16 protein-coding genes are annotated in these 14,174 nt (G+C 67.4%); 12 read left to right on the top strand and 4 right to left on the bottom strand.

All coding sequences use genetic code 11. The features are described 5' to 3' along the window. Positions 1-7: 7 nt before the first annotated feature. Together ACEQXV_RS14345 and ACEQXV_RS14340 are read right to left on the bottom strand one after the other, a co-directional pair. Complete coding sequence (locus ACEQXV_RS14345) at positions 8-463, bottom strand: N-acetyltransferase family protein (protein WP_370251746.1); 456 nt, start codon at positions 461-463, stop codon at positions 8-10. A gap of 126 nt (positions 464-589) precedes the next feature. After that, complete coding sequence (locus tag ACEQXV_RS14340; RefSeq protein ID WP_370251745.1) at positions 590-1,432, bottom strand: AAA family ATPase; 843 nt, start codon at positions 1,430-1,432, stop codon at positions 590-592. A 181-nt stretch (positions 1,433-1,613) separates the two neighbouring features. Between ACEQXV_RS14340 and dksA the strand changes: the two genes are divergently transcribed. Both dksA and ACEQXV_RS14330 read left to right on the top strand, forming a co-directional pair. Further along, positions 1,614-2,036, top strand: a complete 423-nt coding sequence (gene dksA / locus ACEQXV_RS14335) for an RNA polymerase-binding protein DksA (protein ID WP_370269759.1) — start codon at positions 1,614-1,616, stop codon at positions 2,034-2,036. A 107-nt stretch (positions 2,037-2,143) separates the two neighbouring features. Then, positions 2,144-3,316, top strand: coding sequence for an FAD-dependent monooxygenase (locus tag ACEQXV_RS14330; RefSeq protein ID WP_370269757.1), 1,173 nt, complete (start codon positions 2,144-2,146; stop codon positions 3,314-3,316). A gap of 183 nt (positions 3,317-3,499) precedes the next feature. On the opposite strand, the gene xth is transcribed toward ACEQXV_RS14330, so the two are convergent. Next, positions 3,500-4,282: an exodeoxyribonuclease III gene (xth, locus tag ACEQXV_RS14325; RefSeq protein ID WP_370254859.1), complete on the bottom strand. Its 783-nt coding sequence runs from the start codon at positions 4,280-4,282 to the stop codon at positions 3,500-3,502. Between the two features lie 166 nt (positions 4,283-4,448). On the opposite strand from xth, the gene ACEQXV_RS14320 reads away from it, so the two are divergent. Together ACEQXV_RS14320 and ACEQXV_RS14315 are read left to right on the top strand one after the other, a co-directional pair. Beyond that, positions 4,449-4,577 carry a hypothetical protein gene (locus tag ACEQXV_RS14320; RefSeq protein ID WP_370254861.1) on the top strand — a complete coding sequence of 43 codons (129 nt, stop codon included), beginning with the start codon at positions 4,449-4,451 and terminating at the stop codon, positions 4,575-4,577. Positions 4,578-4,595: 18 nt separating this feature from the next. Continuing rightward, positions 4,596-5,927, top strand: a complete 1,332-nt coding sequence (locus ACEQXV_RS14315) for a hypothetical protein (protein WP_370269756.1) — start codon at positions 4,596-4,598, stop codon at positions 5,925-5,927. A gap of 94 nt (positions 5,928-6,021) precedes the next feature. Here the strand turns inward: ACEQXV_RS14315 and ACEQXV_RS14310 are convergent, their stop codons facing one another. Further along, the gene (locus ACEQXV_RS14310) at positions 6,022-6,351 is read right to left on the bottom strand and encodes a HesB/IscA family protein (protein ID WP_370269755.1); all 330 of its coding nucleotides are present in this window, start codon (positions 6,349-6,351) and stop codon (positions 6,022-6,024) included. A gap of 171 nt (positions 6,352-6,522) precedes the next feature. On the opposite strand from ACEQXV_RS14310, the gene ACEQXV_RS14305 reads away from it, so the two are divergent. The 8 genes from ACEQXV_RS14305 to ACEQXV_RS14270 all read left to right on the top strand — a co-directional run bounded on the left by ACEQXV_RS14305 (position 6,523) and on the right by ACEQXV_RS14270 (position 14,058). Beyond that, complete coding sequence (locus tag ACEQXV_RS14305) at positions 6,523-7,662, top strand: deoxyguanosinetriphosphate triphosphohydrolase (protein WP_370251337.1); 1,140 nt, start codon at positions 6,523-6,525, stop codon at positions 7,660-7,662. 59 nt (positions 7,663-7,721) lie between these two features. Further along, complete coding sequence (locus ACEQXV_RS14300; protein WP_370251336.1) at positions 7,722-8,108, top strand: hypothetical protein; 387 nt, start codon at positions 7,722-7,724, stop codon at positions 8,106-8,108. Between the two features lie 256 nt (positions 8,109-8,364). Then, positions 8,365-10,095 (top strand): arginine--tRNA ligase, encoded by a 1,731-nt coding sequence (gene argS / locus ACEQXV_RS14295; protein ID WP_370251335.1) that lies wholly within the window; start codon positions 8,365-8,367, stop codon positions 10,093-10,095. 129 nt (positions 10,096-10,224) lie between these two features. Beyond that, positions 10,225-11,178: an SPOR domain-containing protein gene (locus ACEQXV_RS14290; RefSeq protein WP_370251334.1), complete on the top strand. Its 954-nt coding sequence runs from the start codon at positions 10,225-10,227 to the stop codon at positions 11,176-11,178. Positions 11,179-11,183: 5 nt separating this feature from the next. Beyond that, positions 11,184-12,188: a glycoside hydrolase family 3 N-terminal domain-containing protein gene (locus ACEQXV_RS14285; RefSeq protein WP_370269753.1), complete on the top strand. Its 1,005-nt coding sequence runs from the start codon at positions 11,184-11,186 to the stop codon at positions 12,186-12,188. A 107-nt stretch (positions 12,189-12,295) separates the two neighbouring features. After that, a complete protein-coding gene (locus ACEQXV_RS14280; RefSeq protein WP_370251332.1) occupies positions 12,296-13,102 on the top strand; it encodes a ScpA family protein in 807 nt (268 codons plus the stop codon). Continuing rightward, complete coding sequence (gene scpB / locus ACEQXV_RS14275) at positions 13,089-13,787, top strand: SMC-Scp complex subunit ScpB (RefSeq protein ID WP_370251331.1); 699 nt, start codon at positions 13,089-13,091, stop codon at positions 13,785-13,787. The genes ACEQXV_RS14280 and scpB overlap by 14 nt, the downstream gene beginning before the upstream one ends. Before the next feature lie 73 nt (positions 13,788-13,860). After that, positions 13,861-14,058: a hypothetical protein gene (locus ACEQXV_RS14270; RefSeq protein WP_370251330.1), complete on the top strand. Its 198-nt coding sequence runs from the start codon at positions 13,861-13,863 to the stop codon at positions 14,056-14,058. Positions 14,059-14,174: the final 116 nt, after the last annotated feature.

Genomic DNA, 14,174 nt, shown 5'->3' with positions numbered 1-14,174 from the left:
CATGCGCTTACCCCGTCGCCCGGCGGTAGACCATGAAATCGGTCGCGTTGGCGATCTGGTCGTAAAGCCTGCGCGCGGTCGTATTGCCGGTCTGGGTCAGCCAGTAAACGGCCGGCCGCCCGGCGGCATCGGCATCGGCATAGACCGTTTCGATCAGTGCCCGCGCGACGCCCTTGCCCCGTGCGGCGGGCAGGGTGAAGAGATCCTGAAGGTAGGTCACCGGTTCAGGCCGCCAGCCATGGGCATGGGCAATCGAATGCACCAGACCGAGCGCGCGGTCGCCCTGCCAGGCGATCCATCCGCGCATGTCGGCATTCGCGGAGTCGGCATAGCGCGCGAAGGTCGCGTCATAGGTGCTGTCCGGCAGTTCGGTGTTGTAGAACGCCAGGTAATCGCGCCAGAGCGGCTGCCACGCGGCGCGGTCTGCCTGGTCGATCAGGCGAATGTCGAGATCGCTGCTCACCCGTTTCGGTCTCTTCTTGTCACTGCTTCGTTAAGAAAATCGCTAGGGGCCGATTGTGGCACAATTCAGGAGCGGTGCAAGCGAAGTCGGGGTCAGTGCGGGGCAGGGGCGGGGCCCTGCCCGGCCTCAGCGGCGCTGCTGCCGGGCCATGAAGGCCAGCCGCTCGAACAGCGCCACGTCCTGTTCGTTCTTCAACAGTGCCCCGTGCAGCTTGGGCAACGCATTGGCCCCGTCGCGCTTGAGGTCCTCGGGGTCCAGGTCCTCGGCCAGAAGCAGCTTGAGCCAGTCCAGCACTTCCGAGGTCGAGGGCTTTTTCTTCAGCCCCTGCTGGTCGCGGATTTCGTAGAACTGGGTCAGCGCCTCGGTCAGAAGGCGCGGCTTGATGCCGGGGTGATGGACCTCGACGATCTGCTTGAGCACCTCCATCTCGGGGAAGCGGATATAGTGGAAGAAGCAGCGCCGCAGGAAGGCGTCGGGCAGTTCCTTCTCGTTGTTCGAGGTGATGATGACGATGGGGCGGTTCTGGGCCTTGATCGTCTCGCCGGTCTCGTAGACGAAGAATTCCATCCGGTCGAGTTCCTGCAACAAATCGTTGGGAAACTCGATATCGGCCTTGTCGATCTCGTCGATCAGCAGCACGCATTTGCCCGTCGCCTCGAAGGCCTGCCACAGCTTGCCCTTGCGAATGTAGTTCGCGACATCGTGAACGCGCTCGTCGCCCAACTGGCTGTCGCGCAGCCGGCTGACGGCATCGTATTCGTACAGGCCCTGCTGCGCCCGGGTGGTGGATTTCACGTGCCATTCGATGATCGGAAGGCTCAGGGCCTGCGCCACCTGCCGCGCCAGTTCGGTCTTGCCGGTGCCCGGCTCGCCCTTGACCAGCAAGGGCCGTTCCAGCGTGACCGCCGCATTGACCGCAACGGTCAGGTCCTCGGTCGCGACATAGTTGGCCGTGCCGTCGAATTTCATGACGTTCCCTCAGTCTCTTGCCCGGATGCGGGCGCGACCATAGCACGCCTTCCCGGGGCCACAAGCGGGCATTACATGGGGTGACAAGGGAAGCGCGTTCTTGTAAGCGGGCGGCAAGTGACCAGGGGGCAGGCCCTGCGCGAGTCGGGTTCGCCGCCTTGGTCCCGCTAAGGGGAGAAACATGAAAGCTGAAGTCTTTCTGCCAGAAGATTACCGTCCCGCTGAGGACGAACCCTTCATGAACGAGCGCCAGCTCGAGTATTTCCGCCGCAAATTGCTGACCTGGAAAAACGAACTGCTGGATGAGAGCCGCTCGACCGTTGCCGTGCTTCAGGGCGATACCCGCAACATTCCCGACGTGGCCGACCGGGCCAGCGAGGAAACCGACCGGGCCCTGGAACTGCGCACCCGCGACCGTCAGCGCAAGCTGATCGCCAAGATCGACTCGGCGCTGCGTCGCATCGACGAGGGCGAGTATGGTTATTGCGAGGAAACCGGTGAGCCGATTTCGCTCAAACGCCTCGATGCCCGCCCGATCGCGACCCTGAGCCTCGAGGCACAGGAACGCCACGAGCGGCGCGAAAAGGTCCACCGCGACGACTGACCGTGCGCAGGCCCGCCAGGGCGCGCGCAGGACAGGCGGCCCCACAGGCGGGGCCGGACGCACCGGGGCCCAGCGGCCCCGGTTTTTTCTTCGATAAGGGACAGGCCATGTTGATCGGGCAGGACATCACCGTATTGGGCGCGGGCATCGGAGGGCTGGCGGTGGCCACGGCTCTGGCGCAGCGCGGCGCACAGGTGCGGGTGCTCGATCAGGCCGACGCGATCCGCGAGGTCGGAGCCGGACTCCAGGTCAGCCCCAACGGCGCGGTGGTGATGCAGGCGCTTGGCCTGGGCGCGGCCCTGGACGCCGCGGCCCCCCAGGCGCGCGCGGTGGTGCTGCGCGATTTCCGCCGCGGCGACGAGGTCTTCCGCATGACGCTCGACCGCGCCGACCGGCCCTATCACCTGACCCACCGGGCTGACCTGATCGAGATCCTGCGACAGGGCGCGCAGGCCGCGGGCGTCACCGTGGAACTGGGCCGCAAGGTTATCGCGGTCGAACCGGGCGATGCCGAGGCCAGGCTCACCTTCGAGGGCGGGGCCACGGAAGCCGTGCCGCTCCTCATCGGGGCCGACGGGCTTCATTCCCCCAGCCGGGCTGCCCTCAACCCGGCCACGCGGCCCTTCTTCACCGGCCAGGTCGCCTGGCGCTGCACGATCCCGCTGGACAAACCTGACACCCCGCCCGAGGCCACGGTGCATATGGGGCCGGGCCGGCATATCGTGACCTATCCCCTGCGCGGGGGCGAGCTGATGAACGTGGTCGCGGTCGAGGAACGCGACGGGTGGGCCGCCGAGGGCTGGAACCACAAGGACAGGCCCGAGATCCTGCGTGCCGCCTTCGCCGATTTCGCGCCCGAGATCCGCGATCTGCTGTTCCGTGCCGATGGTGTCTACCTGTGGGGGCTCTTCCGTCACCCGGTGGCCAAGCACTGGTCCCAGGGGCGGGTCGCGCTTCTGGGCGATGCCGCGCATCCGACGCTGCCCTTCCTGGCGCAGGGCGCCAACATGGCGCTGGAAGATGCCTGGGTGCTGGCCGATGCGCTTGACCAGGAAGACGACATCGCCACCGCCTTCACCCGCTACGCAGGCCTTCGCCGCAAGCGCGTGGCCCGCATCGTCGAGGCTGCCTCCAGGAATGCCGAGAACTACCACCTGCGCCCCGGCCCTTACCGCGCCGCTGCACATCTGGCGCTCAGGCTCGGCGGGCGGTTTGCCCCGCAACTGGCGGCAAACCGCTTCGAATGGCTCTACGGCCACGACGTCACCCGCGCCCGCTAGTCGCTTCTTCTTGGCCGAAATACTCCCGCCGGAGGCGTCCCGCCCCGTCGGTCTGCCCTGCCGGCACAGGCTCGCGCCGCCCATTTCCGGGTCTCCGTGGCAACTGCGACCCAAGGAGTGCCCCCGCCATAGCGGGGGTCGACGAGGGGCGCGCCCGGGTCGACGCGCGCTTGCGCGGCGAGGTCAGGCGGCCAGCTCGATCCAGACCGGCACGTGGTCCGACGGCTTGTCGCGCCCCCGAGTCTCCTTGTCGATCCGGCAATCGGCCAGCAGGTCCGCGGCCTGCGGGCTCAGCAGCAGGTGGTCGATGCGGATGCCGTCGTTTCTCTGCCAGGCACCGGCCTGATAATCCCAGAAGGAATAGTGCTCCGGCCCCTGAACCCGCGCGCGGAAGGCTTCCGTGAAGCCCAGGTTCAGGATCCGCCGATAGGCGGCGCGGCTTTCGGGTCGTGCCAGCGCGTCCTCGCGCCAGGCCTCGGGCCGGGCGGCATCCTCGTCCTGCGGAATGATGTTGTAGTCGCCCGCCATCACGACAGGGATTTCCTCTTCCAGCAGCGCCCGGGCCCGCGCCTCCATCCGTGCCATCCACGCGAGCTTGTAGTCGTATTTGGGTCCGGGGCAGGGGTTGCCATTGGGCAGGTAAAGCCCGCAGAGCCGCACCGCGCTCGCTTTGCCCACGACGGTCGCCTCGATCCAGCGCGCCTGTTCGTCCGCGTCATCCCCGGGCAGGCCGCGCGTGACGTCCTCCAGCGGCAGTTTCGACAGGATCGCCACCCCGTTGAAGCTCTTCTGCCCGTGGGTTTGCACGTTGTAGCCGCGTTCTTCGAACAGTTCGCGCGGAAAGTTCTCGTCCACGGACTTGATCTCCTGCAGCAGCGCGACGTCGGGCTGCGATTCGTCCAGCCAGTCGCACAGCGCCACGTGGCGGGCCTTGATTCCATTGATGTTGAAGGTTGCGATCTTCATCCTGCCCGCCCTGTTCGTGTTCAATCTACGGAAATTCCTTCGATTTTCGCTGCTTCAGCCCCGAAAGCCAAGGGCAATGTCCGGGGACTTGCCTTTTAAGTGTTAATATGACACTATTGATGCATGACGATTTCGGACCACGACATTTTCGGAGTTCAGCGGACTCATGCGTAATTTCCTGACCGCCCTTTTCATCCTCTTCCTCCTGCTTCCCGCGCGCGTTATGGCGCAGGGGGGCACCTCCGGCACCCCGATCGGCCCGGCGCTGCAAAGCCTCGTGTCGTCGCTCTACTGACCCCAGAAACGGATTGCCATGCTCCGAACCCTCAGTTTCGTCCTTGCCCTTGCCGTCCTGATCGCGGCCCCCTTCGCCCTTCGTGCGCAGGGGGCTGACGGTGTTTCGGCGCTCAATGCCGAGGTCGTCGCACTCTACGACGCACAAAGCGCTGGTCACAGGCCCGCCCCGGTGCGTGCGCGGCTGGCCGAGGCGTTCGATGCGGCGGGGGTCGGTTTTTCCCGGCGCTACATCGACAGCTGGGCCACGATCCTGACCGATCGCTGGATGCAGCATGACGCCTTTTTCGCGACGCAGCAGATTTCGCTGGCCGACTGGTCGGCGGCGGTCGATGCAGGCGTGGTGAGCGAGGCCGAGGCGCTTGAGGCGCTCGCGCCCGCGCTGGCCGCGATCCGCACCGTGGCCGCTCGCCTGCCGGAGTGGGCCGAAGACGATGTCGCCCGCCTGGTTGAACGCGCCCGCTGGACGGACCTGGCCAACGAGGTGGGCTGCTGCGACCCGCTCTATTACCACGCCCTTGGCGAAGCCGAGGCGGTCTGGTCGCGCGCGGCCAGCCCTGCGCCCGCCGCGCTGGCCGCGCTGGAGCTCGTGCCCCCCGTTCCCGGCCCGTCCGCGCCCGAGGGCAGCGTGGCTGACCGCGCCTATGACTGGCTTGCCGCGCGGGCGCAGATCCTGGCGCTTGACCGCGACGCCGCCCCGGCCGATCGCCGTGCGCTGCTGGTTGAGGCAGGGCTTTTGGCCGATCTCTTCGGACTGCCCGGCGAAGCTGCTGCAAGCGGCGATGCGCTGGCGCAAATGACCGCGCGCGAAGGCTTCGCTGCCATGCCCACCACACAGCTCCTCCGACTGGCCGCGATTACTGAACCGGGCAGGCTGCATGACCTGCTTCTGGAGGAAGCCTCGGCGCGTCTTCAGGCCCGTGCCGATCACCTGCGCCCGATCCTGGCCGAACGGGCCGAGGCACCGGGCCTGGCCCGTCGCGATGCCGAGGCCGAGCAGGAGAGGGAGGCCGAGATGGCCGATGCCGCCCCCGCCGCAGGCAGCGCGGTGGCCCTCGGCACGCGCACCATTGCGCCCCCCGCCGCCCCGCGCCCCGCGGCCCCTGCGGTGACCAGCCCTGCCGACAGCGCGGAACAGCGCGCGGTTGCCGCCATCGACCAGGCGCTATCGGTGCTTGGGACGGGCGAAGCGCTCGACGCCTCCGCGCTGCTGGCGCTTGCCGAGGCGGCAGAACGGGCCGACGCCCTGTTGCAGCCCACCGACACGCTCGAGCTGCTGGCGGGGCTCGGGCAGGCCATGTCGCTGTCGGGCGGGGCAACCCTGCCGACCCAGTCGATGTCGAATGACTGACGCGCGCCCCGGTGGCTGACCCGCCTGGCGCAGGGCCCTGTTCGGGGTCAAGCCCAGGTCAGGTCGATGAAAGCCGGGAGATGGTAGGGGACGATTACATCGAGAACGAGGTGCCGCACCCGCAGGACGAGGTGGCGTTCGGGTTCTCGATGGTGAAGCGCGCGCCGATGAGTTCCTCGGTGAAGTCGATCACCGCATCCGTCAGGAAGGGCAGCGAAACGCTGTCGATCACCACCTTCTGGCCCGCGCCTTCCAGCACCAGGTCATCCTCGCCCGGATCGTCCAGCGAAATTTCATACTGGAAGCCAGAGCATCCGCCGCCCTCGACCGCCACGCGCAGCGCCTTTCCCTCGCCCGAGGCCGCGTTGATCTCGGCGATCCGGGCAAAGGCGCGGTCGGTCACTTTCGGGGGCAGGGTCAGCATGGGCGCGGCTCCGGGATGGGCTGTCGGTCTTGTCCGACAAGATAGGCGCGCTGGCGCGGCGGCTCAAGGGGGGCAGGACCCCTCGCCACTGCGCCATTGCGGTGCTATAGCCTGTGGATAAATGCGGCCGTCAGAGCCGTGGGGACCACAAGGCAGAAGGAGGCAGGGGCGATGGCAGCACCCTATGCCTGCAATCCGGACGAAAGCCGTGGCAGGCTTTACCCCGAGGAGGAGAGCGCTTTCCGCTCGCCCTTCCAGCGCGACCGCGACCGGATCATCCACGCGGGGGCCTTCCGACGTCTCAAGCACAAGACCCAGGTCTTCGTGGAACATGAGGGCGACCATTTCCGCACCCGGCTGACCCATTCCATCGAGGTGGCGCAGGTGGCGCGCACCATCGCTCGCGCGCTTGGCCTGAACGAGGACCTGACCGAAGCGGTGGCGCTGGCCCATGACCTGGGCCACACGCCCTTCGGGCATACCGGCGAGGATGCGCTCGATGCGCTGATGGCGCCCCATGGCGGCTTCGATCACAATGCGCAGGCGCTGAAGATCGTGACCTCGCTGGAGCGCAGCTACGCAGGCTTTGACGGGCTCAACCTGACCTGGGAAACGCTGGAAGGGATCGCCAAGCACAATGGCCCGGTCACCGGCGCGCTGCCCTTCGCGCTGGCCGATTACAACGCGCGCCATGACCTGGAGCTTCACACCCACGCCTCGGGCGAGGCGCAGGTCGCGGCCGTCTCGGACGATATTGCCTATAACAATCACGACCTGGCCGACGGGCTGCGCGCGGGGCTCTTCACCGATGCCGAGGCGGCCGATCTGCCCATCGTCGGTGCGGCCTATGCCGAGGTTGACCGGCTGTTCCCGGGGCTCGACCCCAAGCGCCGCCGGGCCGAGGCGCTGCGGCGCGTTTTCGGGGTCATGGTCTCGGACGTCATCGACGAAAGCCGCGCCCGGCTGGCCGAGGCCGCGCCCGCCGACGTGGCGGCGCTGCGCGGGGCTGGGCGGCCCATGGTGCGCTTCTCGCACGGGCTCTTCACCCAGTTGAAGGAGATCCGCGCCTTCCTCTTCTCGCGCATGTACCGCGCGCCCTCGGTGGTCGAGATGCGCAAGCGCGTGACCTGCGTGGTCGAAGAGCTCTTCCCTCTTTACATGGCGCGCCCCGATCTCTTGCCCGAGGAATGGCAAAGCGACGTGGCACAGGCCGGTGACGAGACCGCGCGGGCACGGCTGGTCGCGGATTATATCGCCGGCATGACCGACCGCTTCGCCCTGCAACAGCACAAGGATCATGTCGCACGATAGGTGACAGGGCAGGGGCCTGCATGCTCTAGTCAGGCCACGGACTGTCACGGAGGACCGACATGACACGGATGATGGCGGCAGCGGCGCTGGTCTTGGCCGCGGGGGCAGGGGGTGCGCTGGCCCAGGCCCTGCCGGAGGGGGCCTACGAGCTCGATGCCTGTAGCGGCAACCCCTACAGCGATACGCGGATCGAGATCAGCGGCAACCGGATCCTGTTTTACGAAAGCGCCTGCACGCTGACCCCTGCGGGCCCGGTGCCGGGCTTCGAGGGGGCCTATTTCTACGATGGGCAATGTTCGGGCGAAGGCGAGACCTGGACCGAACGCTACATGCTGATGCCCAGTTGGGATAACGGGATCGTCTACGTGCAGCCCAACTGGGCGGGCACCTATGCCTATTGCGGCCCGGCCACCGCCCCGGCCCCTGCCCCGGGGGGGTCCAAGTAAAGGGGATCGCCGCGCCTTGCGGCGCGTCGACCGGTGAACGGCCCGGCTCACGCCCCCGGGGAACCCCGGGGGCCCTCGTCCGTGCCGTAGCTGCCGCGGGACATCGGCAAGGGCCGGGCCTCGCCACGGGTTTGGTGCGGGATGTGGCCTGCCGGGCATGAGTATTTTCACCAAGAAGAAGCGGGAAGCCCTGCTCTGCGATTGACCTTCGGCGCTTGCGTGGTAAACCCCGCCCAACCAGACAGGACCCCGTGACATGACCCTCTTTGCCGATATCCGTGCGCTTGTGATCGAAAGCCTGGAGGCGCTTGCCTCCGAGGGCGGGCTGCCCGCCGGGCTCGACATGAAGAACGTGGCGGTGGAACCCCCGCGCGACGCGGCCCATGGCGACATGGCGACGAACGCGGCGATGGTGCTGGCCAAGCCCGCGGGCATGAAGCCGCGCGACATCGCCGAGGCGTTGGCGGGCAAGCTTGCCGCCGATGACCGGATCGAGACGGCCGAGGTCGCGGGCCCCGGGTTCCTCAACCTGCGCCTGTCGGAGGCCACCTGGCGCGGCGTGATCGCGGGTGTGCTGGCGGCGGGCGCGGACTATGGCCGCTCCAGCATGGGGCAGGGGCAGAAGGTCAACGTGGAATATGTCAGCGCCAACCCCACCGGGCCGCTGCATGTGGGCCACACGCGCGGTGCGGTTTTCGGCGATGCGCTGGCGAGCCTGTTGGCCTTCGCGGGCCATGAGGTGACACGCGAATACTATATCAACGATGGCGGCGCGCAGGTCGATGTGCTGGCCCGCTCGGTCTACCTGCGCTATCTCGAAGCCCACGGGCAGGAGGTGGCGTTCGAGGATGGCACCTATCCCGGCGATTACCTGATCGAGGTGGGCGAGGCGCTGAAGGCCGAGGTGGGCGATGCCTATGTCGGCAAGCCCGAGGCCGATTGGTTGGTGCAGGTGCGCGATTACGCCACCGACGCGATGATGGAGTTGATCCGCGAGGACCTGGCGCAGCTTGGCGTCAGGATGGATGTCTTCTATTCCGAGAAGTCGCTTTACGGCACCGGTCGGATCGAGGCGGCGATCGAGGACCTGCGGGGCAAGGGGCTGATCTACAAGGGCACGCTGGAGCCGCCGAAGGGCAAGACGCCCGAGGATTGGGAACCGCGCGAACAGACGCTCTTCAAATCGACCGATTACGGCGATGACGTGGATCGTCCGATCATGAAATCCGATGGCAGCTGGACCTATTTCGCCCCCGATATCGCCTATCACTACGACAAGGTGCAGCGCGGCTTCGATGCGCTGATCGACATTTTCGGGGCCGACCATGGCGGCTATGTCAAGCGCATGAAGGCCGCCGTTTCGGCGCTGTCGGAGGGCCGTGTGCCACTGGACATCAAGCTGACGCAGCTGGTGAAGCTCTTCCAGAACGGCCAGCCCTTCAAGATGTCCAAGCGCGCTGGCACCTTCGTGACGCTGCGCGACGTGGTGGACCTGGTGGGCGCGGACGTGACCCGCTTCGTCATGCTGACGCGCAAGAACGATGCGCCGCTCGATTTCGATCTCGACAAGGTGCGCGAACAGTCCAAGGACAACCCTGTCTTCTACGTGCAATACGCGCATGCCAGGATCTGTTCGGTGATGCGCAAGGCCGAGGAGGCTGGGATCGCCGCCGATGCCGCGGACCTGACCCCGATCGCCCATCCGGCGGAATTCGCGCTGGCGGCCAAGCTGGCCGAATGGCCGCGCCTTGTGGAAATCGCGGCCTCCAGCCACGAACCGCACCGGGTGGCCTTCTACCTTTATGACCTGGCCAGCGAGTTCCACGGATTGTGGAACAAGGGCAATGCCGAACCCGCCCTTCGCTTCCTGCAGGAAGATGACCCTGTTGCATCGAAAGCAAAACTCGCGCTGATCCGTGCCGTTCAGGTTGTTATTTCCAACGGTCTTGGTATCTTGGGCGTGACACCGGTCGAAGAAATGCGCTGAGGTCAGACCCCGGAGGAACCGGAGCGGCCAACAAAATAACAGCGAAGACCGGGGGTCGAGCAGGCTTAGGACAATCCCGGTATGCCGCGAACCAGGCGGGCTGCCCATGCCGGGGAAATGAGGGCAGGCATGGCAGATATAGAATATTACGAGGAGTCCGCCCCCCGGTCCGAGGACGGGGCTGCGGGCATGTCCGTCATCATCAACTGGATCGGCGCGCTGATGTCGGTCGGGTTGGTCGCCGGCATGGCGATCTGGGCCTGGCAGCTGACGGTGCGCGACGTGTCTGGCGTGCCGGTGATCCGCGCCCTGGAAGGGCCGATGCGGGTTGCGCCGGAAAATCCGGGCGGCAGCGTGGCCGATCACCAGGGCCTGGCCGTGAACCGCATCAGCGAGGGCGAGGAAGCCGCGCCGGCTGCCGACCGCATCGTTCTGGCCCCAGCCCCGCTCGACATCGCGGAAATCGACCTCAGCTCGGCCAGCCTGCCGGAAACCGCGACACCGCCCGCCGAGGGCACCGGAGAGGAAACGCTCGCCTTGATCGACCGGCTGTTGCAGGAAGCGACGCCGCTGGCGCCGCTCGACCCCGAGCCGGTGGACGAAGAGGCCGCGGCCGACCCCGCGCCGCGCGACCCGGTGCCCGGCACCGCCCGCCCCACGATCGAGGTGATCTCGGCCACCATTCCCGGTGTGAGCCGGTCCCTGCGCCCCATCGGGCGGCCCGAGCAGATCGTTCAGGTGGCCTCGCTCGCCCCCGCCGCCGCGGCTTCTGGTGCCGCCCCGGTGGCCGCTGCCCCCTCGGTGAGCGAGCTTGATCCCGAAACGCTGCCCGACGGCACGCGGCTGGTGCAGCTTGGCGCCTTCGATGACATGGAAACCGCGCGCAACGAATGGGCGCGCCTGGCCCGGCTCTACCCCGATTTCTTCCGCGACAAGGATCGCGTGGTGCAGCGGGCCGTATCCGGCGGGCGGGAATTCTTCCGCCTCAGGGCGCATGGGTTCGACGACCTGTCCGATGCCCGCCGCTTCTGCTCGGCCCTCGCCGCACAGGGCGCGCCCTGCATCCCGGTCACGGTGCGCTGATCCCCGTGACTCCGCCCGTCAGATCGCCCGCGATCTTCGGCTGCCTTGGCCCGCGCCTGGACGCGGAGGAGGCCGCGTTTTTCCGCGACGTGGCACCGGTGGGCTTCATCCTTTTCGCGCGCAACGTGGACACGCCCGCGCAGGTCCGGCGGCTTTGCGCCGACCTGCGCGACGCCGTGGGCTGGGACGCGCCCATCTTCATCGACCAGGAGGGCGGGCGGGTGCAACGCCTGCGCGCGCCCCATTGGCGCGAGTGGCTTCCGCCGCTGGAGCAGGCCCAACGGGCCGCGCCTGACGCGGCCGCACGCGCCATGTACCTGCGCAGCCTTCTTATTGCCCGCGAACACGCGGCGCTTGGTATCGACGGGAACTGTGCGCCCTGCGCCGACATTGCCCGGCCCGAGACACATCCCTTCCTGCGCAACCGCTGCTACGGCACCGAGGCGCGCAGCGTGACCCTGCTGGCGCGCGCGGTGGCCGAGGGGCTTGCCGATGCGGGCGTCTTTCCGGTGCTCAAGCATATGCCCGGCCACGGGCGCGGCACGCTGGACAGCCACCATGACCTGCCTCGCGTGAGCGTCCCGCGCGATCTGCTGGAGGCCGAGGATTTCGCCCCGTTCCGGGCGCTTTCCGACCTGCATTGGGGGATGAGCGCGCATCTGGTCTACGAGGCGATCGACCCCGATGCCCCGGCGACCCTGAGCGCGACAATGATCCGGCTCATCCGCGAGGACATCGGGTTTGACGGGCTGTTGATGACCGATGACCTGTCGATGAACGCACTTCCGGGCACGATCGGCGACAGGGCCGCGGGCGCGCGCGCGGCGGGCTGTGACGTGATCCTGCATTGCAATGGCGAGCGCGCCGAGATGGAGGCTGTCGTCGGGGCCGCCGGGGCGCTCGATCCAGCCGCCTCGACGCGACTGGCCCGCGCCCTTGGCAGTCGTCGTGCCCCGCTTTCCGTGGACGAGCAGGCGCTTCTTTCCGAACTGGCCGATCTTTCGCGTTAGGCAGGGTGCGCGTCGACGCGCCGCGCCCGGCGCAGGAGCGCCCCGCGCATCTTGACATTGCCCCGCCATCGCCGGACCTTGTGGGCCTTGCGAGGGGATGGGCAGGCATGGCCGAGACCAGGGATAAAGACGCGGAAGACCTTTGGGAAACCGTCGCCGAACGACGCGCGGCAGAGGCTCTCATCGTCGATGTGGATGGTTTCGAAGGCCCGCTCGACGTGCTTCTGACGCTCTCGCGCACCCAGAAGGTGGACCTGCGCAAGATCTCGGTCCTGAAACTGGCCGAGCAATACCTGGCCTTCGTCGAAAAGGCGCGGTCCCTGCGGATCGAACTGGCGGCCGATTACCTGGTCATGGCCGCCTGGCTGGCCTTCCTGAAATCGCGGCTGCTGCTGCCGCCCGATCCCTCCGAAGAGGGTCCCACGGGCGAGGAACTGGCCGCGCATCTGGCCTTCCAGCTGGAGCGGCTTCAGGCCATGCGCGAACGCGCGGCACAGCTCATGGCGCGCGACCGGCTTGGGCGTGACCGTTTCGTGCGGGGCCTGCCCGAAGAGGTCGAGACCGCCCGCAAGATCACCTATACCGCCACGTTGCTGGACCTGATGCAGGGCTATGCCCGCATCCGCACGCGCGACGAATTCCGCCCCTTCGTGATGGACCGCGACGCGATCCTGACCATGGAGGAGGCGCTGGAAAAGATGCGCGGAATGATCGGCTACGTGGGCGATTGGGTCGATATCGCCACCTTCATCCCCGACGGCTGGCGGCGCGATCCCAAGAAACGGCGCTCGGCGGCGGCCTCGACCTTCGCGGCGGCGCTCGAACTGGTCAAGGCAGGCAAGGCCACGATCCGCCAAAGCGACACTTTCGCGCCGATCCACCTGAAATCGAGAGGCCCCGATGAGCAGCGATGACATCGACGACGACGCGACCGAACGGCTCGAAGAGGCCGCGGCGCAGGAGGAAAGCCTCTTCCAGGCACCGCCCCTGGCCGAGCAGGAACGCATGGTCGAGGCCATGCTGTTCGCCTCGTCCGAGCCGCTCTCGACCCGCGCCATGCAGGATCGCATGCCCCATGGCTGCGATGCCGCCGAGGCCGTCTTCTCGCTGCGCAAGCGCTACGAGGGGCGGGGGGTGAACGTGGTGCGCGTGGGCGATGCCTGGGCAATCCGCACCGCGCCGGACCTGTCCTTCCTGATGAGCCGGGAACAGGTGGAGACTCGCAAGCTCAGCCGGGCGGCGATCGAAACCCTGGCCATCGTCGCCTATCACCAGCCCTGCACCCGCGCCGAGATCGAGGAAATCCGCGGCGTTTCGGTCAGCCGGGGCACCATCGACCAGCTGATGGAAATGGAGTGGCTGCGCTTCGGGCGGCGCAAGATGACGCCGGGCCGTCCCGTGACCTACGTGGTCACGCAAGGCTTTCTGGACCATTTCGGGCTTGAAACCACCCGCGACCTGCCGGGGCTGAAGGAACTGCGCGCCGCAGGTCTTCTGGACAGCCGCCCGCCGCCGGGCAGCTTTCCCGGCCCCGAGGATGCGGGCGAGGATGACGCGATGGACCCGCCCGAGGACCAGGAGGACATGTTCGGCCCCTGATCGCGGGCGCTTGCCCAATTTCTGCCACGGAATCGTGCCACAAAGGCCGCAACAAAAGATCAGAGGCAGAGACATGGACCGTATCGTTTCAATGATCCTGAACCGGATCCTGCGCCGCGCCGTGACGCGTGGTGTGGATGCCGGGATCAACGCTGCCATGGGCGCGCGTTCCGAACAGCCCGTTGACCCCGGTCAGCGCCAGGCGATGCAGCGCAATGCGCAGCGCGCGCGGCAGATGACCCGCATGGCCCGGCGGCTCACCCGTTTCTGACATACACATCCGGTTTATCCGGCCCATTGGTGCTGGTCTCGCGCTTGCCTGCGTGCCATTGTGCCGCCGCGCATCCCTTTCAGGAGAAGTTCCGCATGACATTCACTCGGTTTCAT

The sequence above is a fragment of the Nioella sp. genome, from assembly GCF_964229645.1.
In the GTDB taxonomy this organism is placed as follows: domain Bacteria; phylum Pseudomonadota; class Alphaproteobacteria; order Rhodobacterales; family Rhodobacteraceae; genus Nioella.
This window is presented reverse-complemented; position numbering and strand designations above follow the sequence as displayed.